This is a genomic window from Scytonema sp. UIC 10036 (genome assembly GCF_009725235.1).
In genome coordinates this window covers 21,089-43,840 of record NZ_WJFC01000069.1, presented here as the reverse complement: position 1 = coordinate 43,840, position 22,752 = coordinate 21,089, and the positions used below count along the sequence as shown (strand labels likewise).

Annotated in this window: 18 protein-coding genes and 1 pseudogene; 16 read left to right on the top strand and 3 right to left on the bottom strand. The window is 45.5% G+C overall.

All coding sequences use genetic code 11. The features are described from left to right. The first annotated feature begins 606 nt into the window (after positions 1–606). The 5 genes from F7734_RS28580 to F7734_RS62260 all read left to right on the top strand — a co-directional run bounded on the left by F7734_RS28580 (position 607) and on the right by F7734_RS62260 (position 5,424). Complete coding sequence (locus tag F7734_RS28580) at positions 607–999, top strand: hypothetical protein (RefSeq protein WP_155747972.1); 393 nt, start codon at positions 607–609, stop codon at positions 997–999. 663 nt (positions 1,000–1,662) lie between these two features. Beyond that, complete coding sequence (gene tkt / locus F7734_RS28575) at positions 1,663–3,774, top strand: transketolase (RefSeq protein ID WP_347566299.1); 2,112 nt, start codon at positions 1,663–1,665, stop codon at positions 3,772–3,774. Between the two features lie 116 nt (positions 3,775–3,890). Next, complete coding sequence (locus tag F7734_RS62270; RefSeq protein ID WP_207714236.1) at positions 3,891–4,151, top strand: hypothetical protein; 261 nt, start codon at positions 3,891–3,893, stop codon at positions 4,149–4,151. After that, positions 4,054–4,668 (top strand): pyridoxal-dependent decarboxylase, encoded by a 615-nt coding sequence (locus F7734_RS62265; protein ID WP_207714235.1) that lies wholly within the window; start codon positions 4,054–4,056, stop codon positions 4,666–4,668. The genes F7734_RS62270 and F7734_RS62265 overlap by 98 nt, the downstream gene beginning before the upstream one ends. A gap of 93 nt (positions 4,669–4,761) precedes the next feature. Continuing rightward, entirely contained in the window at positions 4,762–5,424 is a 663-nt protein-coding gene (locus F7734_RS62260; RefSeq protein WP_207714234.1) for a hypothetical protein, read from the top strand. 582 nt (positions 5,425–6,006) lie between these two features. Here F7734_RS62260 and F7734_RS63985 read toward each other — a convergent pair. Together F7734_RS63985 and F7734_RS28560 are read right to left on the bottom strand one after the other, a co-directional pair. Next, positions 6,007–6,195 (bottom strand): four helix bundle protein, encoded by a 189-nt coding sequence (locus F7734_RS63985; protein ID WP_243147145.1) that lies wholly within the window; start codon positions 6,193–6,195, stop codon positions 6,007–6,009. 73 nt (positions 6,196–6,268) lie between these two features. Beyond that, positions 6,269–6,748: a hypothetical protein gene (locus F7734_RS28560; RefSeq protein WP_155747971.1), complete on the bottom strand. Its 480-nt coding sequence runs from the start codon at positions 6,746–6,748 to the stop codon at positions 6,269–6,271. A 393-nt stretch (positions 6,749–7,141) separates the two neighbouring features. Between F7734_RS28560 and F7734_RS28555 the strand changes: the two genes are divergently transcribed. The 6 genes from F7734_RS28555 (at position 7,142) to F7734_RS28530 (ending at position 15,921) form a co-directional block, all read left to right on the top strand. After that, complete coding sequence (locus F7734_RS28555; protein ID WP_155747970.1) at positions 7,142–8,293, top strand: ParB N-terminal domain-containing protein; 1,152 nt, start codon at positions 7,142–7,144, stop codon at positions 8,291–8,293. 358 nt (positions 8,294–8,651) lie between these two features. Beyond that, the gene (locus F7734_RS28550) at positions 8,652–10,100 is read left to right on the top strand and encodes a TIGR04463 family radical SAM/SPASM RiPP maturase (RefSeq protein WP_155747969.1); all 1,449 of its coding nucleotides are present in this window, start codon (positions 8,652–8,654) and stop codon (positions 10,098–10,100) included. Between the two features lie 956 nt (positions 10,101–11,056). Then, the gene (locus F7734_RS63980) at positions 11,057–12,361 is read left to right on the top strand and encodes a Cys-every-fifth RiPP peptide CefA (protein WP_243147144.1); all 1,305 of its coding nucleotides are present in this window, start codon (positions 11,057–11,059) and stop codon (positions 12,359–12,361) included. Between the two features lie 7 nt (positions 12,362–12,368). After that, positions 12,369–14,342 carry a RiPP maturation radical SAM C-methyltransferase gene (locus tag F7734_RS28540; protein ID WP_166482217.1) on the top strand — a complete coding sequence of 658 codons (1,974 nt, stop codon included), beginning with the start codon at positions 12,369–12,371 and terminating at the stop codon, positions 14,340–14,342. A gap of 179 nt (positions 14,343–14,521) precedes the next feature. Continuing rightward, positions 14,522–15,001, top strand: a complete 480-nt coding sequence (locus F7734_RS28535; protein WP_155747966.1) for a hypothetical protein — start codon at positions 14,522–14,524, stop codon at positions 14,999–15,001. 17 nt (positions 15,002–15,018) lie between these two features. Continuing rightward, a complete protein-coding gene (locus F7734_RS28530; RefSeq protein WP_155747965.1) occupies positions 15,019–15,921 on the top strand; it encodes a hypothetical protein in 903 nt (300 codons plus the stop codon). 120 nt (positions 15,922–16,041) lie between these two features. On the opposite strand, the gene F7734_RS28525 is transcribed toward F7734_RS28530, so the two are convergent. Further along, on the bottom strand, positions 16,042–16,950 hold the full coding sequence (locus F7734_RS28525) for an ATP-dependent Clp protease proteolytic subunit (protein ID WP_207714233.1): 909 nt from the start codon (positions 16,948–16,950) through the stop codon (positions 16,042–16,044). A gap of 352 nt (positions 16,951–17,302) precedes the next feature. Between F7734_RS28525 and F7734_RS28520 the strand changes: the two genes are divergently transcribed. The 5 genes and pseudogenes from F7734_RS28520 (at position 17,303) to gnd (ending at position 22,711) form a co-directional block, all read left to right on the top strand. After that, entirely contained in the window at positions 17,303–17,500 is a 198-nt protein-coding gene (locus tag F7734_RS28520; RefSeq protein ID WP_155747963.1) for a hypothetical protein, read from the top strand. Positions 17,501–17,787: 287 nt separating this feature from the next. After that, positions 17,788–17,952: pseudogene (locus F7734_RS28515) on the top strand (ISAs1 family transposase); the annotation flags it as partial. 218 nt (positions 17,953–18,170) lie between these two features. Then, positions 18,171–18,494: a hypothetical protein gene (locus F7734_RS28510; protein ID WP_243147143.1), complete on the top strand. Its 324-nt coding sequence runs from the start codon at positions 18,171–18,173 to the stop codon at positions 18,492–18,494. A 317-nt stretch (positions 18,495–18,811) separates the two neighbouring features. Continuing rightward, entirely contained in the window at positions 18,812–21,703 is a 2,892-nt protein-coding gene (locus F7734_RS28505; RefSeq protein WP_155747961.1) for a bifunctional transaldolase/phosoglucose isomerase, read from the top strand. A gap of 27 nt (positions 21,704–21,730) precedes the next feature. Next, entirely contained in the window at positions 21,731–22,711 is a 981-nt protein-coding gene (gene gnd / locus F7734_RS28500; protein WP_155747960.1) for a phosphogluconate dehydrogenase (NAD(+)-dependent, decarboxylating), read from the top strand. Positions 22,712–22,752: the final 41 nt, after the last annotated feature.

Genomic DNA, 22,752 nt, shown 5'->3' with positions numbered 1-22,752 from the left:
ATTTAACAGAAGTTGCTTATAGTTGTTACCCCTCGCGTGAGCACATCCTGCGTGCATAGACTATAGTGAAAAACTTTTTACCGTTTGTATCTGGAGCGCTCAAATTATTAAACACAGCTATTATCCATTGCTATTTAGCTCCAAACTCTTTTACTGTGAAACTTCATTTATTCTACCGATTCAACGAAGGTTTTGTCCATTGAAGATCGACTTATTAAAGAAAAACTTAGTATTTTCTCTTACAAATAATGAAGATGTTTGCAAATAAAATGAAAGCTAGAAAAGTATTGCGGATTCAAGATTTACTCGGTACCAAATCTGTCGGTTGCTACTCTTTTCCTAACGTCTCAAATAACCGAGATAATAGCACAGGGGAAACTTGGTAAGAGTTTCTAGTATATTTATGTTTTGTAAAGTAGTTCTGTTTATTCGGTGCCTACCTACTTATCACTACTGAATACATCACGAAGAAATTTACAGCAAAAAAATATTAAGTTAGCCCTTAAATTAGCGATTTTAACTGGTCAAAAGTTTATTGAAAGTGAAAACTGTACTTACTTGAGCTATTTATACAACTGCTTAACCAAGCAGGAAAGAGGTAACCTCATGGTTAGAATGATTGAAGTTTCTAGAAGATTGCGCCAGACGCTACTACTGGTAATGCTGAGTTTGCTGATGTGGGCGGTGTGCTTGCTTAGTGTATGGGTTAATTTTTTGCCGAAAAGCGAATATGAAGCCAAAAGACCAAGCCTTAGCGAACAACGCATTTCGTCCATCGACCCTGTAGTTATGCGTGCTAACAATGAACTTGTCAAGTCTATCCGCCTGAGTACCGACCGTGTCACGAATACAGTCAAGGGTTTGATTGACCAAGAATCTGACAAAGCTGCAACTCATTTCAAGCGTACTGTTAGCGCTGTTGCGCGATCTGCACCTGATATACATGATGCGATCAAGCTGACTCTTGTCCAAAATGTTTGCAAGGCACTTGGAGAATAAGTAAGTTTTTAGTAACTTGAGTTCTACGTAAGCTTAAGTAAGTAGGCACCGAATAAACAGAACTACGTCACAAAATGTAAATACACCTGAAACTCTTACACTTGAACAATGACAAAGGACGACCCTTACCAGTTAACTTTAATTGTGCCGACCTACTTATACTGTTTCTCTATGAAGGTGCATTAAATTTACCCCTCTGTAGTTCCCCTGCTGGTTCGGAGGGGACGGTATAATGAGGGTAAATAAAGTGCAATTTCACAGAGAATTGGTATTAGAGACATTGCTCTGTTGTAACTGGTTGATTTATACAGTGAAGATGGAGACTTTTAATTCAGAGAGTTGTTCTTGAATGATTGAAAAAATGTTGATATAAACTTAATTTCAGCCTGAAGTAATTGAATTTATAAAATATAATTCTCCTATTTAAAAAGGGAGTAACAAGTCAGTAGACGGGAATAAAAGCAACTATGTTAAGAACATTAAAAACCGCTAAAATATTTACAAATGACAAATGACACTCTTAACTAGTTAACTTTATTCGTGCCGACCTACTTAAAAACTTGATTAAGTTTGCTAACAAAAATTTCAGGACTTGAATGGCAGGCAAAGAAATAGTTGATTGCTTCACTTTAAAGTATGTAAAAACCCAGAGGAGAGAAAGCAGTGGTTACTCAAACGCAAATTGATATCCAAAAGCAAACTGATGAACTATGTATTAACACCATTCGTACCCTGTCTATAGATGCAGTTCAACAGGCGAACTCCGGACATCCTGGCACCCCCATGTCTATGGCACCAGTGGTCTACTGCCTCTGGCAGCGATTTTTACGGTTTGACCCCAATGACGCGATCTGGCCAAACCGCGATCGCTTTGTTCTGTCCATCGGTCATGCTTCTATGCTGTTGTATTCGCTACTGCACTTATGTGAAGTCAAGGCGGTGAATGCCAAATACGAGCAGTTGGGGGAGTTATCAGTGCCCTTGGAGGACATCAAGCGATTTCGCCAACTTGATAGTAAGTGTCCCGGTCACCCGGAGTATCGTTGGACTTCCGGCGTTGAAACGACAACCGGTCCCCTAGGTCAAGGAGTTGCTACCAGTGTGGGAATGGCCATTGCTGGACAATGGATGGCCCAGTACTTCAATCGTCTCGGCTTCGAGATGTTCAATTATGACGTTTACGCCCTGTGTGGTGACGGCTGCATGATGGAAGGGGTATCCAGCGAGGCAGCTTCCTTGGCTGGTCACCTCAAACTTTCTAACTTGTGTTGGATCTATGACAACAACAAGATCACTATCGAAGGGCATACTGAGTGGGCCTTTAGCGAAGATGTAGCCACGCGCTTCATCGGCTACGGATGGAATGTTACTCGCGTAGGCGACGCCAATGACCTGGAAATGCTAGAGCGGGCTTTTAAAACCTTTAAGAACACGCCCGACAAACCTACGTTAATCATCGTCGATAGCCATATTGCCTACGGTGCGCCGAACAAACAAGACAACAGTGCTGCTCACGGAGAACCGTTGGGCGAAGAAGAAATTAAGCTGGCTAAGCGGAATTACGGCTGGCCGGAAAACGCCAAGTTCTTGGTGCCCAAAGGGGTGCGAGAGCATTTTCAGTCAGGGATTGGCAAGCGCGGATATGAACTGCGTGAAGCCTGGATGGCCAAGTTCAATGACTACAAAGTCCAGTATCCAGAGCTAGCTGACCAGTTATATCGGATGCAGCATCGGCAGTTGCCCGAACACTGGGATTATAACTTACCTACATTCTTGCCCGACGCCAAAGGATTAGCCGGACGTGATGCCTCAGCAAAAGTGCTTAATGCCATTGCCAAGAACGTACCGTGGCTGATTGGAGGTTCGGCTGACCTGGCTCCCTCAACTAAGACCCGTCTCACGTTCGATGAAGCCGGAGATTTCACTGCCAAGAATTATGGCGGTCGAAATTTCCACTTTGGCATCCGCGAACATGCAATGGGATCTATTCTTAATGGCATGGCACTTACCAAAGTCCGCCCTTATGGTTCCGGGTTCTTAATCTTTAGCGATTACATGAAACCCGCAATCCGGCTCGCCGCGCTGATGGAAATCCCTGCAATCTACATCTTCACCCATGACTCGATTGGGGTCGGCGAAGATGGACCGACGCACCAACCTGTGGAACAGCTAGCTTCGTTGCGAGCCATTCCCGGCCTGATTACCCTGCGTCCCGCAGATGCCAACGAGGTGGTGGAGGCTTGGCGGGTAATTATGCAGCTACAGCACTCCCCAACGGTTCTCGTTCTCACACGACAGGCGTTGCCCACCATAGACCGTTCCAAATACGCTCCGGCGTCTGGTGTCCAGCAAGGAGCTTATGTGCTGGCTGATGTACCGGACGGCAAACCTGACGTTTTGCTGATAGCCACTGGTAGCGAAGTCTTTCTGTGTGTCAACGCATATGAGCAACTTTTGGCCGAGGGCATTAACGCCCGTGTGATAAGTATGCCCTCGTGGGAGCTGTTCGAGCAACAGAGTCAAGAGTACCGAGACAGCGTTATCCCACCCACTGTCACCGCCCGAGTCTGTGTCGAACAAGCTTCTACTTTTGGTTGGGGTCAGTATGTCGGCTTAAATGGCGATCGCATCGGTATGCATACCTTTGGAGCCTCAGCTCCCCTTAAAGAACTCCAGAACAAATTTGGTTTTACTCCCCAGAAGGTGGTTGCTGCAGCTAAAGCGCAACTGGTAAAACTCCACCCAACTAAATTCCGTTACATTTTTGACAACTAGCTACTGACTCTCGCACTCGTGTTGCCTTGTAAGATAACGTCTTGTGATGGCAAAAGCCTACACTGACTCGTAAGGTTGTTGTAGGTAGTTCACATAAATTGAGAAGGATTGAAGTCATGGACTTTGAAGAAGCATTTAAAGTAGCAGATGCTGCAGTTTTTGCCAAAACAAACAGACATCTGAAAGATATTGAAACAGCAATGCTTCGAGCAGCTTGGCAACGTAAAAAGTATGACGAAATTGCAGAAACTCAAGGATATACTTCGGAATATCTCAAGCATGACGTTGGTCCTAAGTTGTGGAAATGTAATTTTCGTTCCTGGCTCGCAACACTACTCGCTCCCCAAAGGTGCAGCCATCCTGGGTATCGGTGCTGACAATATGAAAAGTATTCCCCTGGATATCTATGGGCGAATGGATTCAGACAAACTAGAAGCCGCCATTGATGCCGCCATTGATGCCAACCAGCCTATTGTCGCAGTAGTTGCAGTCATCGGTAGTACCGAGGAAGGAACCGTCGATCCCCTAGAGAAAATTTTGGAACTGCGCGATCAAAAATACCGCTCCAAAGACATTGAGTTCGCCGTTCATGTTGATGCAGCCTGGGGTGGTTACTTTGCTTCGCTCCTTAGGGATGCATCCTCCGATGGCGCTCGGCAAAGATTCAGTACACCGGCTCCGGTTCTACCCATGAGTACTTACGTCACCACACAGTATGAAAACTTGGGCCGAGCCGATACAATTACAGTTGACCCCCACAAAACAGGTTACTTACCCTATCCAGCAGGTGCGCTCTGCTATCGCAACATTGCGATGCGTAGCTTAATTGCTTTCGAGGCTCCCTACATCAACTCCGATCCCTCTGAGAAAGAAGAATTAATCCTTGGTACTTAGGGTATCGAAGGCTCCAAACCAGGAGCGGCTGCGGCGGGTGTATACCTGAGCCATGCGGCAATTTGTCCCACAAGAGAAGGGTACGGTAAAATCTTGGGACGCAGCTTTTATAATTGCAAAACTTTGCACTTGCGGCTGTTGGACGCCAATCAGCCAAATGAAAACTTTATGGTTGTACCTGTACCAAAAATGTCCTTCGTCGGTCCCTTTGCAAAATGCAAGAGTCAAGCAGAGGCTCGCGCCTTGCTACGTGAAAAAGTTGCTAAAAAAGGTCATAAAGCCATTCTCAAAGATAGCAACCTTAAGGATTTAGAATTGTTGCGAGAAACAGGCTCAGACTTGAATATTCTCACCTACGCCTTCAACTACAAAGTTAACGGTCAATGGAACCAAAACCTCAAGGAAGTTAATGCTTTCAATAAGCTGATTTACGATCGCGTTGGTATCAAAGCTGATGGTCGCGATATCTACAACTATCGTGTGATTGTCAGTACAACTGATTTCATTAAAAAAACCTATGGTGAAGTATTCTTTGACGACTATAAGCAGCGCTTGCTCGATCTGGACAGCCCAGTTAGCGATCCTGAAGATAAGTCGATTACGGTGTTGCGGTCGGTAGTTATGGACCCGTGGATTACTGAAGATTTGAAGGGTCAGCCATTTGTGAACACAATTGTAGATGAATTATGCGCGGTCGTCCGTGAAGTTGTGCAAGAGGTGCAGGCAAATCCCAGTTTAGTACAACAAGAGCCGTAGTAACCCTCACGCGCAAGATTGCTGACTTCTTCAAGAACTCTATTCATTATTTTGACATCCTCACCGCCTATAAGGGACATTAATTGTGATTTAATTGAAGCATAGCCATCAGTACTTCCCAAAAGACGCTTTGTTGTTGATATTACTATGTATTGGGAAGACTGGTGGTTGTCCTTTTTTATGCCGATATATGGTTCGCATATATCGGCTCTCTTCTACTTAAAGTGATAAGTTTTATTTATAAATTTGTCAGTTGGCTTGAGCAGAGGGCAACCTGGCTCTTTAAATCTGATAACTTGCATTTTAATACAAAACCTAACCTACAAGCACCGTATCACAGGGTTTCAGTAAAACTTATTAGATTTTTTGGTTCTTCGGTACTTAGTATGCTAAACTATTAATGAATCAGGGAACGGGGAACAGTGAAGAAAAGGAGAAGGGAAGAAGGAAAAAGAGAGCATTATTCTAGTCTCTTAATAAGAGCAATAATTATGCGACTCTCTTCTCGTAGTAAAGAAACAATAGGTTCTATATCTTCTTGTTTAGATAGTCCTACCCAGTAAGATAAAATAATATGTGTCTCTAACCACTACGCGACCCTTGAGCAATATTAAGAAATCTGATATATTCAGCAGTCGTTCTTCTTCCATATCCCTCGGCTATGTTAGCTGGAATAGACACTGCTGATTTCCTGATTTGTTGAACCATACCATATAATTCTTCTTTAGAAAAGGGTTTAGTCGAAAAATAGCATTTTTCAGCTATATCCATACCTTTTTGCCAAATTTTAAGTCTTTAAAATCATTAATTTCTGGCATGGAAAACAATTCCTTTGGACGCAACATTATGTATATCGTTTTCTAAAACTGACCTCTACGTCAGCAACTAATGGAATACCAGCTTGCACAGTCGATGTTATTGATACTTCTAGGGATGTTGAATTACTCCAAGTAGTTTGTACCGTTAATGTTTCTGAGCCTTTGAGAACGGCTTCTCTCGGCACTGTACCTTGTAGGTTATCTATTGTTACTCGGTCAATTATGAAAGGTGTAGTTGCTACTAAGTCAGCATCTAGAGTTGGATATGTTACATTCTTCAGGATGCTGTCTCTAATAGGCAATAAAAGGGCAAATCCAAGTGCATCAATATCATAGTTTGTTCTTCCATAAATCCCAGCTAGAAGACCTGAACCAACATTCATAACATATTCTGTTTTTAGACCCCAACTATACATTTTTGGGAAGAAAGTTTGACCTTTACTAACCATATTGACCAGATTTTGATAGTTGTCAAGAAAATTATTGCAGACTTTTTCTTCTTCCACCAGAAAAGTTTAGCAAGTTAAGCTTAAGTTGCTAAACTTTTTATTTTGAGATAGCCAGCGTCCCCTCGACCTTCCCTTTTATGAGTAGTAATTGTAAATTCAGTAAACCAAAAAGTTTTCCTTAATAGGACCATTTGTGACAAGTTAAGATAAAATTGCTTTTGTCAATTAAAAATTATGTGGAAAAGTGAGTCAAAAATGAGACATCAAACTTAGCTTTGTACTCAGGTTTCAGAACAAGTATGAATCATAAGTACAAAGATGTTAGCGATCGCTAATCCAAAAATCATAGTCAAACTTAGAAAGGCTTTCAGAGATTACGTTTTCCCAGATTGACAAAAAAGGACTAAGAAATTCCTACCCATTTATGTATTTATCAGAGGTATCCAAGTTATGGAAGAACTGGAAATTTCACTTATTCATGCTGATAGCACTACTCAATCCCGAGTCCAGCTCAACCAGAAATTAATTGATGAGTATAGTGAAGCCATAACAAAAGGAATTAACTTTCCTCCTCTAACTGTTTTCTATGACGGCACACATTACTGGTTAGCTGATGGGTTCCACCGCTTAGAGGCTACTAAAAAAACAGCAGCTTCTACCATTGCAGTAGACATTCGACAAGGAACCCAGCGAGATGCGATTCTATATTCAGTTAGTGCTAACGCTGCACACGGACTCAGACGTTCTAATAGCGATAAGAGGAGAGCTGTACTCAAATTGCTTAGCGATCCTGAATGGTCACAGTGGAGTAATAATGAAGTGGCGAAGCAGTGTTGTGTTGCTGAAGGGTTAGTACGCAAGTTGAAGTCAGAGCTATCTTCGTACAGTACGAAAATAGACCGGGCATATGCTAGAAAATGCGGTATTGACGAGGATATGTTAAAAAAATTGCAACAAACACTTTTAGCTCAATCATCAGAGCGCATTGCTCAACGCTCTGGTACAACTTATAGTATCAGTACTACCAATATTGGTGGGAAAAACAGAAGAGCAATTTCTAGCTCAGAGTATTTCGAGGTAAGTGATGATGTAAAAAGGTTGAAGTCGAATGATAATGCTCTGAAAAATTTCTCGACTATTAAAACTCTAAAAGAATCGGAAGTGACAACTAATAATCAACTAAAAGTGGATGTTGATGAACCAGAAAATTTCAGGTCTTCAGTTCTTCTAAAATCTGGAAAACGAACAGAGCTAAAAGTTGAAAAAATGCAGGACGAGCCACTAAAATCTGAAGAGACTGAATTAATTAATCAGCGTCTTAAACCAGGTTTAAAAGTAGATGCTGAATCAAAAGCTAAAGTCAATGAGATTTTGACAAACCCGCTCAAAGAAAATGTGCGCATTCTGAATATCAAACAGGAAGACCACAAACAGCTAGAAAAAACAACTCAAATCTTTGATATCACTTTTTCTGGTGTGAGTATTGAGATTGAAGGTTGCCCTAATACATTAGTTATGCTGTTTCAGGAAATGCAGAATAATCCTAGGTTTGCAGAAGAAATCTTGCAACAGGCAAGGTTGCACAGACTCGGACGAGTATAATGTCAAAAATTTACATGGGATTGCTATAGGACGCGAGTCTTATGGTAACGAAGTTCTAATGTAGTCGTGGGAGCAACGCCCCAGCAAGGCAATCTGAAGGTGCTCGCGGCTCACTGTAGCCGCGAGGATCACGGGAAACTAATTTCAAAGAAATATCTTGTATTCTATTAATGTTGTTGGCAAATTCACACAAGCCTTAATTCTTCGTTACCATGAGCTAGGGTAGAGTCAGGGTTTGAGAGTTTTAAAATCGATTCGCCAACAGTATCTTCTATTTTTGGAGAATATATAGAGTTAATCTCCTTCCGTACTTGCAGACTTTAGGGAAAATTTTTCAACTAGCGAAAGCGAAATTGCTATGAAACCTAGCCGATACAACATATTTATCCCCCTCTGTCAAGGTCGCCTACTGGCTTACAACGGCTTTACTGGCGGATTTGCTTTGTGGGAGAAGCACGAACAAGAAATGTATCAATTTGTTGCAAGTGGCAAAGCTCCCAATCTTGCCGATCCAACGGTGCGCCAGCTCATTCAGGGCGGCTATTTAGTTGCCAATTACTTTGATGAGTTAGCACTTCTAGAGGAACAATACAACGCCCATCGCTTCAACGAACGAGCGATGATTCTCACTATCGCGCCTACTCTAGCGTGCAACTTTGGCTGTGACTACTGCTTCCAGGGACAGAATAAGCCCAGCCAAACTATGAGCCAGGAGGTGCAGGACGCGATTGTCGCTTTGGTTGAGCGTTCCGTTCCCAACATTAATCACTTGCACGTTGCCTGGTACGGCGGCGAGCCTTTGCTTCAGTTGAAGATTATTGAAGCGCTTTCCGACCGCTTCATTGGTTTGTGCGATGCTCGTGGCATCAAGTACGACGCCATGATGGTCACCAATGGCTATCGGCTCAACGTCGAGGTAGCCAAATCGCTGTACGTGCGAAGGTTGAAGACGGTGCAGGTGACGTTGGACGGTGCTCGCGAAGACCACGACTTGCGCCGTGTGCTGCTGTCAGGCAAGCCCTCCTTTGACAGTATTACCCAGAACCTGCACGAGATTGTCAATAGCGTACCTATACCCTTCTCGATTCGAGTCAACATTGACCACCGTAATCAAGACCGTATTCGAGGCTTAATCGACCATCTCGCGTCCATGGGGTTTGGCAATCGCCAGACTGTTCGCATGTACTTTGCACCAGTAGAGGCGATGACTGAAGGCTGCCACAACGTTGCCAGCGTCTGCATGACTAAGCAGCAATACGGAACCTTAGAATCAGATTTGTACTGGTATGCCTTTGAGAAGGGGCTGGTGTCGCTGCCTTATCCACCAAGATTCCACGGTGTCTGCGGGGCAGTACGACCCAATGCTTTTGTGATTACGCCCTCTGGAGATATCCACAAGTGTTGGGACACGGTAACTTTTCCTCAACACGCCGTGGGCAGCATCTTCAACATGAAAGCAGTTGTCCAGAATGAAAAAACACAGCAGTGGATGGACTGGACGCCCTTTGTTAACGACACCTGCCGCAACTGCAAAATTTTGCCCAACTGTTCGGGGGCGTGTGCTTACAAATTCATCCACTCCCAAGAAACCCGTGGCGAGGCGGCAGTGTTGCCGTGTCCGAGTTGGAAGTACAACATCAAAGAACGGCTGGTGTTACGGGCGGTGAAGATGGGCGCGATTACCACCGATGATTATGACCCGGAAATGATTAAGACCGAACCATCTGAACTATGTGCTGATGTGTATCTGCCCGGTCAAGCATTGCCAGACAAGATGGAAGCTATGTACGCATTGGCTGCCAAGTAGTGGGCTAGAACGCACAACTTTTGAGATTTATGATCCCATTCTAATGAGGAGAGAGTTTTATGCAGTACCTAGTGAAACCGCTTGTGAACCATGCCGGGAATTCTCCTTTATTTTATCGGAGCAATGCTCGTCCAAATGTTGACCGAACTTATGTAATCACGTCTGTCTCAAGTAAGTTAGTCGTTACCCAAAACTTGGATGGAAAAATCACTCAAGAGAAATGGACGGAAAGTGACTCCCAACGGTGGAAAATTGTCCCGTTAGAGGACGGCCAATACGCTAATGGCAACTATTATCTCAAAGGCACCTGCAAGATTGAATGTGTGGCTAACCAAAAGGTCTTGGAAGTTCCAGATAGCAGTACCGCCGATGAAGTCCAGCTCATTACGAATGATTGGGTTGGCAGTTCCAATCAAAAATGGAGGCTGATAGAGCTGGATCGGGGAGTCTATCGGATTGAAAACGTCAACAGCGGCAAAGTAATTGACGTTTACGCTAGCTCAAAGGAGGAAGGAACTGTGATCCAGCAGTTTCCCAATCGCGATAGCGATAACCAAAAATGGCTTCTGAGCGAAGTGACCTCCCTTCCTGATGGAGCTTTGTTTGAGAAAAAAGCGACTGTATACCAAAATGCTAATTTCATTTCGCCAAGTCAAGAACTGGGTCTAGGTACCTACAACATGGGGGATCTAGAGTTTGGTAACGATCAGATCAGCTCCGTGAGAGTTCCTGAAGGTCTGCGGGTAATCATGTACGAGAATGCGAACTTCAAGGGCGATAAGTGGATGGTTGCCTGTGACTATGATTTATCTACCAACGCTAACTTCTACAACGATCAGACTTCCGCGATTCTGGTTGAAGAGGTCGCTACGTTCTATGAACACACAAATTACAATGGCAAAAAACTGATTCTGGGCATTGGAAAATACGATCTCACCCACATAGGCGGCTCTCCGTTGGACATTTTACAGGAATGGCTATTACTGGGCACAGGAGACTTGGATATCAATTGGAACGATATAATCTCGTCCATGAAAGTGCCATCAGGTCTGTTGGTAACTCTATACGAACACTCCGACTTCACTGGGCGCAGCTGGGTGTTTAATGAAGATGTCCCCGACTTACGTGAATACAGCTACCCAGATGACTTTCTAGCGAATGACAAAGTCTCTAGTATCATCATTAAAGCTTTAGGAGTCGTCATTCCCAATAACGTCCTCAACTTTGGAGACACCATCTCCCTCAAGTCCTATCATGGTCGCTGGATGTCAGCAATGGAAGACGGCGGTATCGACCAACAGCCTCGGAATGAAACTTGGGAAAAATTCACAATATGGCGTGCTGGGGATACAAAGCACAACGGTATAGTGAGCTATGGAGATATCATCGCCCTAAAAAGTAATCACACAAATAGGTATCTCAGCGGCGATGCTCAAGGAAACGTATTTGCCACGGCAGACAGCGTAGGAGATTCTTCGGAGAAGTTCGTCATCGTGCGGGCAGGTGTTACCGAAAGCAATACGTTTGTTTCCCAGGGGGATGAGATTGCGGTGCGTGCACTTGCTAATAATAAGTATCTGCAGGCCAGGGATGGGGAAGGCGACTGGACGGTGGGAGCAGTTGCGGACAAGATTGGGTGGTGGGAGACGTGGAGGATAGACACCGATACAAAACCTCAAAACACTCCCAGTGAATCTAGGGCGACTTCCGTGTGCGGTCTAGAGGCTTGTCCCAACGATATCTGCGGGGCAGCCGCCTGTGGCGCAGCAGCAGGGTATGCGAATGTTTGTGTTGCTGATGTTTGTGGCGCAGCCGCCTGCGGTCTTGAGGGTAGCCTAGTCTCGGCCTGTGGTGCAGCCGCCGCTGGCGTAGCGGTGTGTGGTCAGGATTTTCTCGGTGCTGGTGTCTGCGGCGCAGATGTCTGTGGTACAGATGTCGGGGGTGTAGGGGCTTGCGGTTTAGCACTAGGGGGTATAGGGGTTTGCGGCGCGGATGCCTGTGGCGCAGCCGCCTGTGGCGCAGCCGCCTGTGGCGCAGCCGCCTGTGGCGCAGCCGCCTGTGGCGGAGATGCCTGTAGCGCAGCCGCCTGTGGTACAGAGGGATCGGGAGCAGAGGCTTGTGGGGCAGATGTCGGAGGCATTGGTGCTTGTGGTGCCAACGCTTGTGGTGCTAACGTTTGTGCCATCGATATCTGTCCGGCGGATGCCTGTGCTGCTGATGCTTGCGCTATCGACATCATCCCCATTATCCCCGGTATTTGAGGTGGCTATGATTCACTTAATATACATGCCCTTCGGCTCGATCACCCATCCTCCCCTAGCTTTGGGACTATTTAAAGCGCAGTTAGCTGAGGCTGATTTGCCTTGCCGCGTCCATCACTTCAACCTGCACTTTGCTCAACGCATCGGCTTTGGGGCTTACGAAACTATTGCCTTATTCAAAGGGGTACACACTCAGGTGGGCGAGTGGCTGTTTGCCGAACAGGCTTGGCAGCAACCGTTTGGTCCTTCAGTTGACAAATTCATCGAATTATGCGGTGAAGAACTGGGGTCGATTCCCAAAGTCCCTGACTCCAAAGCCTGGTTGCGCTTGATTCGCGAGCAAATCGTGCCCGCTTTCTTATGGGAATGCGTGGAACGCATCCGCGCTGCGGGCGAGGTGAAAGTAGTCGCTTTTAGCTGTACCTTTTTCCAAACTATTGCCTCTTTGGCACTAGGGCGACTACTCAAGCAGGTGTTCCCTGATGTTAAGCTTCTTTACGGGGGTGCCTGCTTTCACGACGAAATGGGCGACGAACTGATCCGCAAGATACCTTGGATCGATGCTGTATCCGTCGGCGAAACCGATGATGCGATCGTCTCCTTGTTTCAGGCACTCCTCGAAAATCGTCCTCCAGAAGGTTTGCAAGGCATCCTCTATCGGCACGGCAGCAACGAAGTTAAGGTCGCTGCACCGTACCAACCGGTAAGCGCTGAAGTCCTCGACTCCTTACCCCCGCCGAATTTCGACGACTTCTTCACCGATGCGACGGCAGTGGGTTTAACCAACTCTCCCCAGTGGCAGCAACTACTGTTTCTCCCCTATGAAAGTTCCCGTGGCTGTTGGTGGGGACAGAAGCGCCACTGTACCTTCTGCGGTCTAAATGGCGATGGCATGACCTACCGCGCTAAGTCTGCCCAAACTGTCTTGCGTACCTTCGATAGCTTTGCTAAACGCTACCCGCTAGCCCGCGCCTACCGTGCTACAGATAATATCCTACAAACCACCTATTTTCAGGATTTGCTGCCCATTCTCAAAGAAAAGCCCTTCGGCAAGGATTTGCAACTGTTCTACGAGGTACGAGTTACTTTAACACGGGAACAAATTAAGGCAATAGCGGATGCCGGGATTAGTTGCGTACAACCCGGTATTGAAAGCCTCTCCAACCACTTGCTGCGGCTGATGAATAAAGGAACCACTGCTTTGCAGAACGTGTTCTTCATGAAGTGCTGCCGCGAGTACGGTGTTCTTGTCAACTGGAATAACCTGATTCGCTTTCCCGGTGAGAGGCAGGAAGACTACACCCAGATGGAGGAATGGATTCGTAAACTTGTGCATTTGGTGCCGCCTGCGGGGGGTTCTCCCAAAATTGAGTGCCATCGGTTCAGTCCCTATTTCAACGATCGGGAGCGCTGGATGGAAAATATCCAGCCCAGTACTTGGTATGCAGGGCTGTTTCCGAGCGATCGCATCAATCTATCCCGCGTTGCCTACTACTTCGAGGCTCAGTGGAAAGACACTCTTGCCGATGAGGTTTTTGACGGGGTAGTGGCGGCAGTCCTGGAATGGATTCGCATCTGGCGGGAAGCCCTCACATTGCCCCAACTCACATATTATTCTGCACCAGACGGCGGGCTGTTGGTTGAAGATACGCGCTGGGGTCGCCAGACAATCTGGACATTTAACGCTGCTGAAGCCAGCGTCTATCAAGCGATTGACAGCCCGATTACCTTAAAGCAGGTACTCAAACAGCTTCAGGGAACTCCAGCAGAATCTCTAACCCCAGCGCAAGTTGAAACTATCTTGGAGCGATTTATCAACGCTGAATTAGCGCTTGGCGACGAACGCTTTTACCTCGGCATTGCCCTAGCCATAGGAACAGTTGATCCGCCCTTTGAGTTCCGGCGGTGCCAGTTTGCCAAGGAACCAGCTAACCAATTGTCTGCCAGTAAAAACAAACCTGAGGTGGTAGGCATTACTTAAGCCGTGAACACCCAAGGACTAGCACAATCGATTTTTTAGGGATTGGTGATTGGGAATATTTAAACTTTGTCAGAAAACTCTTTCCAGTCCCCAGTCCCCCAAAACTTTAAATGTGACACTTTCAGGTGCTGGATGCGAATTTAATTGGTACAGTTTTGAACAGAGATCGGGTAAAGCTTATGGACGGATTAACGTTAGGATTGGCGATCGCCACAGGGGTCATGCTGATTGTGGGCATCAGTCTTTGGCTGTTGTTCTCAGTGTTTTTCAAGGGTATGCAAAAGTTTGGTCAGCAGCGCCTACACGAACGCTTCACCGATGACCAAATATTGCAATCGGAGACAACCGCCAACTTTTTTGGTTTCCAATCGCGTGGTCGCGGTCAAATCCGTGGCAATGGCGTGTTAGCCTTAACGCGGGAGGAGCTATGGTTCAGTCAGTTCATCACGCGAGAAGAAATCCGCATTCCCCTAGTGGAGATTCAAGCCGTCTCTCTGGTCGATTCTCACCTTGGCAAGCGGGTTCTCGGTCGTCAAGAGCTAAAAGTCGAGTTTCAAACTGCAACAGGGACAACAGATGCTGCGGCTTGGCTAGTTGGCGACCCCAACAGCTGGAAGACAGCGATTGAATCTGCAATGCGAGCTAAGACGAGTTGGTAATAACTATCTGGAAAATTATGAAAGAACTTTCCCAATCTAATGCTACTATCTCCAAAACAACAACCGAGTCGGTTGAGCAATCCGATCGCATCTTCGCCTTACAGCGTGAATTTTATTGCATCGTCGCTCGTTACAATCGCCACTTCGCACTTAAAACCAGAGCTACACGAGATCTCAGGCAGTTAGACGAGTTCATTGCTCATCTGCTAAACCTCAAGGAACGTGTCGATGCCCTTTGGGAAAGCGCAGAGACAATAGAGACGATAGTACAGGAGCGGATTTCCGCACTCCAAACGCGCATCAATGCGGATCTGGCGCTGTTCGAGGGCGAAGGGGAGGCGATTGTTGCTACCCGAGGTTCGCAAATCCTCAGAGAAAGCACCGCATATCTAGCCGACCGCATCAATGAGCAATTCGCCGTTTACCGGGGACACTTTGCCGGACACCCTCGCCTGTCGCGCCGACCAAGGTTACTGCAACGAGCGATCGACAACTTGCAGGAAATTCACGACGAGTTGTCCGACCCAGCCTTCGACGCACTAGAAGACGGAGGTGTGCGCGCCACTAACCTTCAGCTAGTCGCAGAAAATCTCATTTCCCTGCGCCGAGAGATGGGAATGGTTGAACTGGAGCATCAGGCTTCTTCCGTAGCTGAACGCATCGCCAGTTTGGGAACGGCAGCTAACGCACTCATCCAGGAATACAACTTGTATTACGCAGGTCAGGAGCGCACCACCCGTGATTTGCCTCGCCTTGGTCTGATTTGCGATCGGCTAGCCGAATTGGCGCTACAGATGGGTGAGCTATCATCTATCGTCAACAGCCAAGCCAACGCCAGGAATCTGGAAATCGTGCAGTTTTGTCTTCAGCTGTACGAACAGGAGTATCAGCAGATCTCATCGGCAAAAGAACAAGCATGATGGCAAATTGCGAGTATAGCCGAGTATTTATGTCTGGTGAGTTGTGCGATTGGGCTTTAGCGCTCTCGTCCCTTCGGGACATTTGTGACACTTAGGGTGCGGAAGGAGGGTTCAAGACGATTATTGTTCATGTTTCCATCCTTCAAAGATTTTTTTATCGTTGATTTCCTTAAGCGGTTCTGCTTTTGCTGGCAATTGTAATTTTTCTAATACGCCCTGGCTTAAAAATTTGTGAGAGCCACCGCTGATACTCTCAAGAGCCGCTCTAGTAAACGAATACTCTTTTTTCTCATTATCCCCAAGAAATATATTTGGACTATATCTTGAATTGAGCTCTAGCTCTATTCTAAAATCATTGTAAATATTTTTGATAATCCTGTCTAATTCATCATCAGATTCTTCTATAGGCATATGCAACTCAGATGCCGCTTGTTTTCTATAAATAGTGTAGTCATGACTGCCTGATTTGCTAGAGAGAAAAGAGATAATTTTTTCGATTTGATTCTCGTCATCTAGGTGAGTTTTCAAGAGTTTTTCAGCAAGGACTTGTATTTGTAATCTTGTCCGATAAATCTGACCTAGTGCTAGAGGATGAATTAAGTCTGATAGTTTTAAAAGTATGCTTGTTAGGAGTTGCTCATTTTTTATATTTAGTTCGGCTGTTGCCAAGTTAAGGTAACCGGCAACAGCCTCCACACTTATTGGAAATTTAGCCCTCTCTAGAGTATCAGAAATCTGAGACTTGAGAGGAATAGTAACACTTGGATCTATCGGTCCAAGTGTTGCCTGTTTGGTCATAACAATTCTTTCGGCACCCAGAGTAATTAACGTAGCCGTACTTCTGGCTTTTGAGGGAACTATTACTTCAAATTCATCACAAAATTGTCGAATTAAGTTAACAATACTCCATCCGGCTAAGATATCACCTCCAGTACTATATAAATACAAACTGATTTTTTTCTGGGAAGCGAACTTCTCTAAATGATCGGAAAAATAATCGAGAACCTCGTGATTAATTTGTGTTTCCAAACCTGGTCGATCTCCCGTTATATAAACTAGTAGTTTTGACCTTCGTAAATCCTCTAGTCGTTTGTAAGAAGCTACCCGCTCTGAGTACATTTCTCTTCCTGTTTTTCAGATAAAATTTCCAATACTATTTTATACGATCGGTCGGGTCAGCGGTACAATTATTGAACCACGTGAGAAATTAGATAGTATTAGACCCTAGGGCAAACAAATTAAAACTTGTCAAAAATGAGCTTGACAAAAATACGTAGATATGAATAAGGATGCTGGTCAGAGATTTAGTAATGAAATTATTACGAAAAGACAATTGGATTGGGCGGCGTGAAAAACAACCATATTGGAGTGATAAAAAGAATTGGAAAGTACCATAGAAGTAGCTTTTAGACTTAATGCTGAAGCCAAATTTGATTTTGTGTCAAAATTAGAAATTCCCGAAAATGAATATGTGACACTCATCAATATTCGGGTATGGGTTGCGATCGCTGGTTTTCGCGATCGCAACCCATACCCGAATCAAATAAATGGAGATAGTTATTCTCATAAATTGTTATAAGTTGATTTAGTCTCCGTGTAGGAGTGAAAATGATTGTGTGATTAATTCATTGTCAAGTTTGAGCACATGAAACGATCGTGCCACGGGAACAGAGATAGTGAAAAAATCAGCTCGTCAAACGGTTGCTAAACTGATATCAAAATTATACTCAACTTCCATATCATTTGAAGATTTAAAGTAATTTCATACAAAAAATAATAATTATGAAACTGAAACCTCAAATTACAATAGACTCGCACTTTAGCGATATTGATGACCCTAGGATAGACCGCAAAAAATTACATAACAGAAAAGACAATGCTCCCCAAAATTTAGCTATTGTTAGACATATTGCCTTGAATCTTTTAAATCAAGAAAAAACCGTCAAGGCTGGAGTTCAACGTAAACGAAATCTCGCAGGCTGGGATAACAAATATTTAGAAAAAGTTTTAGCAGGAATAGAGCGTTATTAAATTTTTATTGTGCTTATACTAATAGAAAAATAGGTTAATGTTACTGAGGATAAACTCTGGCTTCCTAGTTAAATAATTGGCTTTTTTTAATAATTAAATTTTTGATTAATCTTCTTGTCATCTTAATTTTTAGTCAGCAATACTTTGACTATATTAGTTCATATGTATATGTTTACCAACAAGGTTTTTACTTGTTTTTTGGTGTTTTTTAAATTTTAATGCGATCGCCCTTTTACCCCCCTGAACGGTTACCTTGCTATCCTCCTTATCATAGCAAATATAACCCCGCAGAACGTAGTTTTGGTTGGCTAGAGAAATATTGGAATAGTAGCTTACTTGATACCGTTGAATCAGTGCTTTATCATGCTAGATCTCTTACTTTTAAAGGTCAAAATCCGGTTGTTGAATTGGTCACAAAAGTTTACTCTACTGGGGTTAAACTTACAGAAGAAGTAATGGCTGAAGTTGAAAAACAAATCAACCGTCTCCCAGAACTTAAAAAATGGTTTGTTGAAATTTTTGCTCAACTAGGCTTGCCATAGGATCATTTTTTTTGTGGAGTTCTCTTACAGCAGAATTTAAGTTTGTCCTTAACTTAGGGATTTTAACTGGTGAAACCTTTTTTAAAGGTGAAAACTTTAATCACAGAGTTAACTTCCTCAGTAGCGTCTAAATCTGTGTCGAACTAGCCTTTACCTCTGGTTGGGGTCAGTATGTCGGCAACAATAGCTCGCACATTGAACGTATATCTTCGGAACTTCAACTCTGAGGAAACGACCAAGCTACTTTGGCTTCACCCCCTTTAAAGGTTGTTGCTGCGGAAAACACCGTAACTGGCAAAACATATTGAGAACCTGTAATGCAAATAACGTTAATCAATGCTTTTAAAAACGCAATTGTGAATCCTTTGCAAACCCTGCAAAATTACGGGCAGTCTGTCTGGCTAGACTATATTCGACGCAGCTTGATTACTAGTGGTGAACTGCAACGCTTGATGGATGAGGATGGATTGCGTGGTGTCACGTCCAACCCTGCCATTTTCGAGAAAGCCATTGCTGGCAGTACTGACTATAATGATGCACTGATTGCACTTGAGCAGCAGCAAGACATGGACGCTATGTCGCTCTATGAGCAATTGGCGATTAGCGATATTCAAGACACTGCTGATGTCTTGCGGCCTGTCTATGAGCAAACGAAAAAGCGTGACGGCTACGTCAGCTTGGAAGTATCACCGTACCTTGCTCGCGACACGCAAGGAACGATCGCGGAAGCGCGGCGACTCTGGCAAGTGGTCGGACGAGAAAACGTAATGATTAAAGTACCCGCAACGCCTGCAGGCATTCCTGCTATCGAGCAACTGATTAGCGAGGGCATCAACGTTAACGTCACGCTGCTATTCTCCCAAGAAACCTACGAGCTGGTCGCGAATGCTTACATCAGCGGTTTAGAAGCGTTTGCAGCGCAAGGTGGGGACGTGAGTCAGGTAGCCAGCGTTGCTAGCTTCTTCATCAGCCGCATTGATACTGCGATTGATGCGATCGCCACCGCCCGTATTAAGACAGCTACCAGTGCAAGTGAAGAGGCGTCCTTACGCACCGTCATTGGCAAAGTTGCTATTGCCAATGCTAAACTGACTTATCAACGCTATCAGGAAATCTATCAGAGCGATCAATGGCAGGCGTTAGCCGATAAAGGTGCACAAACGCAACGACTCTTGTGGGCTAGTACCAGCACGAAGAACCCCTTATACCGCGACGTGATTTACGTGGAGGAACTCATTGGTGCGGATACAGTGAACACGATTCCTCCAGCAACGTTTGAGGCGTTTCGCGATCGCGGACAGCCGCGTGCCAGCTTGAAAGAGCATTTAGAAGAAGCGCATGACATAATGGAAACCCTCTCTCGCGTCAACATCTCAATGCAGGATGTTACAAAGCAGTTATTGACGGAGGGGGTACAGCTATTTATTGAAGCGTTTGACAAGTTGTTAAGTGCCGTAGAGAAAAAGCGTGAAGCGGTGCTAGGCACAAACCTAGATCGACAAAGTTATTATTTGCCAGAGGATCTCGCCAAGAGCGTTCAAGCATCTCTCAAAGATTGGCTTGTTAACGGTAAGGTGCGGCGATTGTGGGCGCAGGACGCTTCGCTCTGGACAGGTACGGATGAGAATCGTTGGCTTGGCTGGCTCGGCATCACTGAAGACCAACTGGCGCACATTGACCACCTTAAAAAACTTGCCGAAGAAGTGAAGAGTGCGGGTTTTAAGCACGCACTGCTACTAGGAATGGGCGGGTCTAGCCTGTGCCCTGAAGTGATGAAGCTCACTTTTGGGAAAATACTTGGTTACCCTGAATTACAGGTATTGGACTCGACAGATCCAGACCAGATTAAGGCGGTTGAGAATAAAGTAGACTTGACCAACACCCTGTTTATCGTGTCTAGTAAGTCGGGTGGTACTTTAGAGCCGAATATCTTCAAGCAGTATTTCTTTGACCGGGTACAGAAAGTCCTTGGTGCTGAAGAAGCAAGCAAACGCTTTATTGCTATCACCGATCCGGGATCGAAACTCCAGCAGGTGGCAGAAAGTGACGGCTTCCGTAACATTTTCTTTGGCTTACCCAGTATCGGCGGGAGGTATTCTGCCCTGTCACATTTCGGCTTAGTGCCTGCAGCGATTACGGGAGTGGATGTAGCAAAATTCTTGGACTATACTGAGGAAATGGTACACTCTTGCGCTGCAACCGTCCCAGCCTCAGACAATCCCGGTGTCGTTCTGGGAACAATTTTGGGGGTGCTTGCAAACCAGGGTCGGGACAAAGTCACCTTCATTACCTCGCCCGGTATCTCGGACTTGGGGGCGTGGTTGGAGCAGTTGCTGGCTGAGTCAACAGGCAAGGATGGCAAGGGATTGATTCCTATTGACCAGGAACCCTTAGGGAAGCCTCTGGTCTACGGCAGCGATCGCTTGTTTGTCTACGTGAGGCTGGAGTCAGCCCCAGATCCAAGTCAGGATGCAGCAGTAGATGCCTTGGAACAAGCAGGGCAGCCGATAGTACGCATCCTAATACGAGACCCCTATCAATTAGGTCAGGAGTTTTTCCGTTGGGAAATCGCCACTGCCGTTGCAGGATCGATTATTGGGATTAACGCCTTTAACCAGCCAGATGTAGAAGCAAGCAAAATCGCCACGCGACAGTTGACGTCCGAGTATGAACAGACGGGTGCATTCCCAGCAGAAACGCCGATTTTAGCAGAAAACGGTATTCAGTTGTTCACAGACCAGAAGAATGCAGCAGCACTCCTTGAAGCAACAGGCGATCGCTCACTGGTGGGCTATTTGCGGGCACACCTAAACCGCATCCAAGTTAGTGATTACTTTGCTCTGCTGGCTTATGTTGAGATGAATGACCCACATCAAGCGCACCTACAAGCAATCCGGCAAGCTGTTCGCGATGCAAAGCAAGTAGCAACTTGTTTGGGCTTCGGTCCCCGCTTTTTACACTCTACGGGGCAGGCTTATAAGGGCGGACCGAATACTGGTGTCTTTTTGCAAATTACTTGCGATTCTACAGTTGATTTGCCTGTGCCCGGACAGAAATATAGCTTTGGTGTAGTCAAAGCGGCTCAAGCACGCGGCGACTTTCAAGTTTTGGCAGAGCGATCGCGACGGGCTTTGCGAGTGCATTTGGGTTCGGATGTGCAAGCAGGTTTAACGACTTTACAAACAGCAATCAAGCAAGTTTTGCTCTAAATTACACAATTCAATTGGAGAAATAACATGCAACTAGGCATGATTGGTCTGGGGCGCATGGGCGCAAATATAGTCCGGCGGCTGCTACGAGACGGACACGAGTGTATCGTATATAACCGGACACCCGACAAAGTGAAGCAGTTAGAAAGTGAAGGGGCACAAGGGACAACTTCCTTGGACGATTTTGTCAATCAATTGACTAAACCCCGTGTAGCTTGGGTAATGGTACCAGCCGGTGACGCAACAGAGCAAATCGTCATGGAGCTAGCACAGAAGATGGAGCCAGATGATATCATCATTGATGGTGGTAATTCCTACTATAAAGACGATGTGCGCCGTGCCAAGATTCTGCAAAATATGGGAATCAACTATGTCGATGTGGGAACCAGTGGCGGAGTGTGGGGATTAGAACGAGGTTACTGCCTCATGATTGGTGGCGGAAAAGGGAGTGTTGAACATCTAGATCCAATTTTCAAAACTATTGCTCCCGGACGGGGTGACATTTCCCGCACGCCGGGACGCGAAAAACTAAGCAGCACTGCAGAGGCTGGCTACTTGCACTGTGGTTCAAGCGGTGCCGGACATTTTGTCAAGATGGTTCACAACGGCATTGAGTATGCCCTAATGCAAGCCTACGCCGAAGGCTTCGATATCTTCCGTAATGCCAACTCGCAAGAACTGTCCGAGGCTTACCGCTATGACCTTAATGTGGCAGACATTGCCGAAGTCTGGCGTCGAGGCAGCGTTGTGGGCTCGTGGCTACTAGACCTAGCGGCGATGGCTCTAGCCGAAAACCCAACTCTTTCCGATTATACAGGCTTTGTGCAGGACTCTGGCGAAGGGCGCTGGACAATTATGGCAGCGATAGAGTCAGCCGTACCTGCTGATGTGCTGTCAGCGTCACTCTACACCCGCTTCCGCTCGCGCCAAGAACACACTTTTGCCGAGAAGATTCTATCAGCGATGCGGCAAAAGTTCGGCGGACACATAGAGCATAAAGGCAGATAAGAAGCGTATTGAGGCTAAGCATTGAGAAAGATAAAGCCATG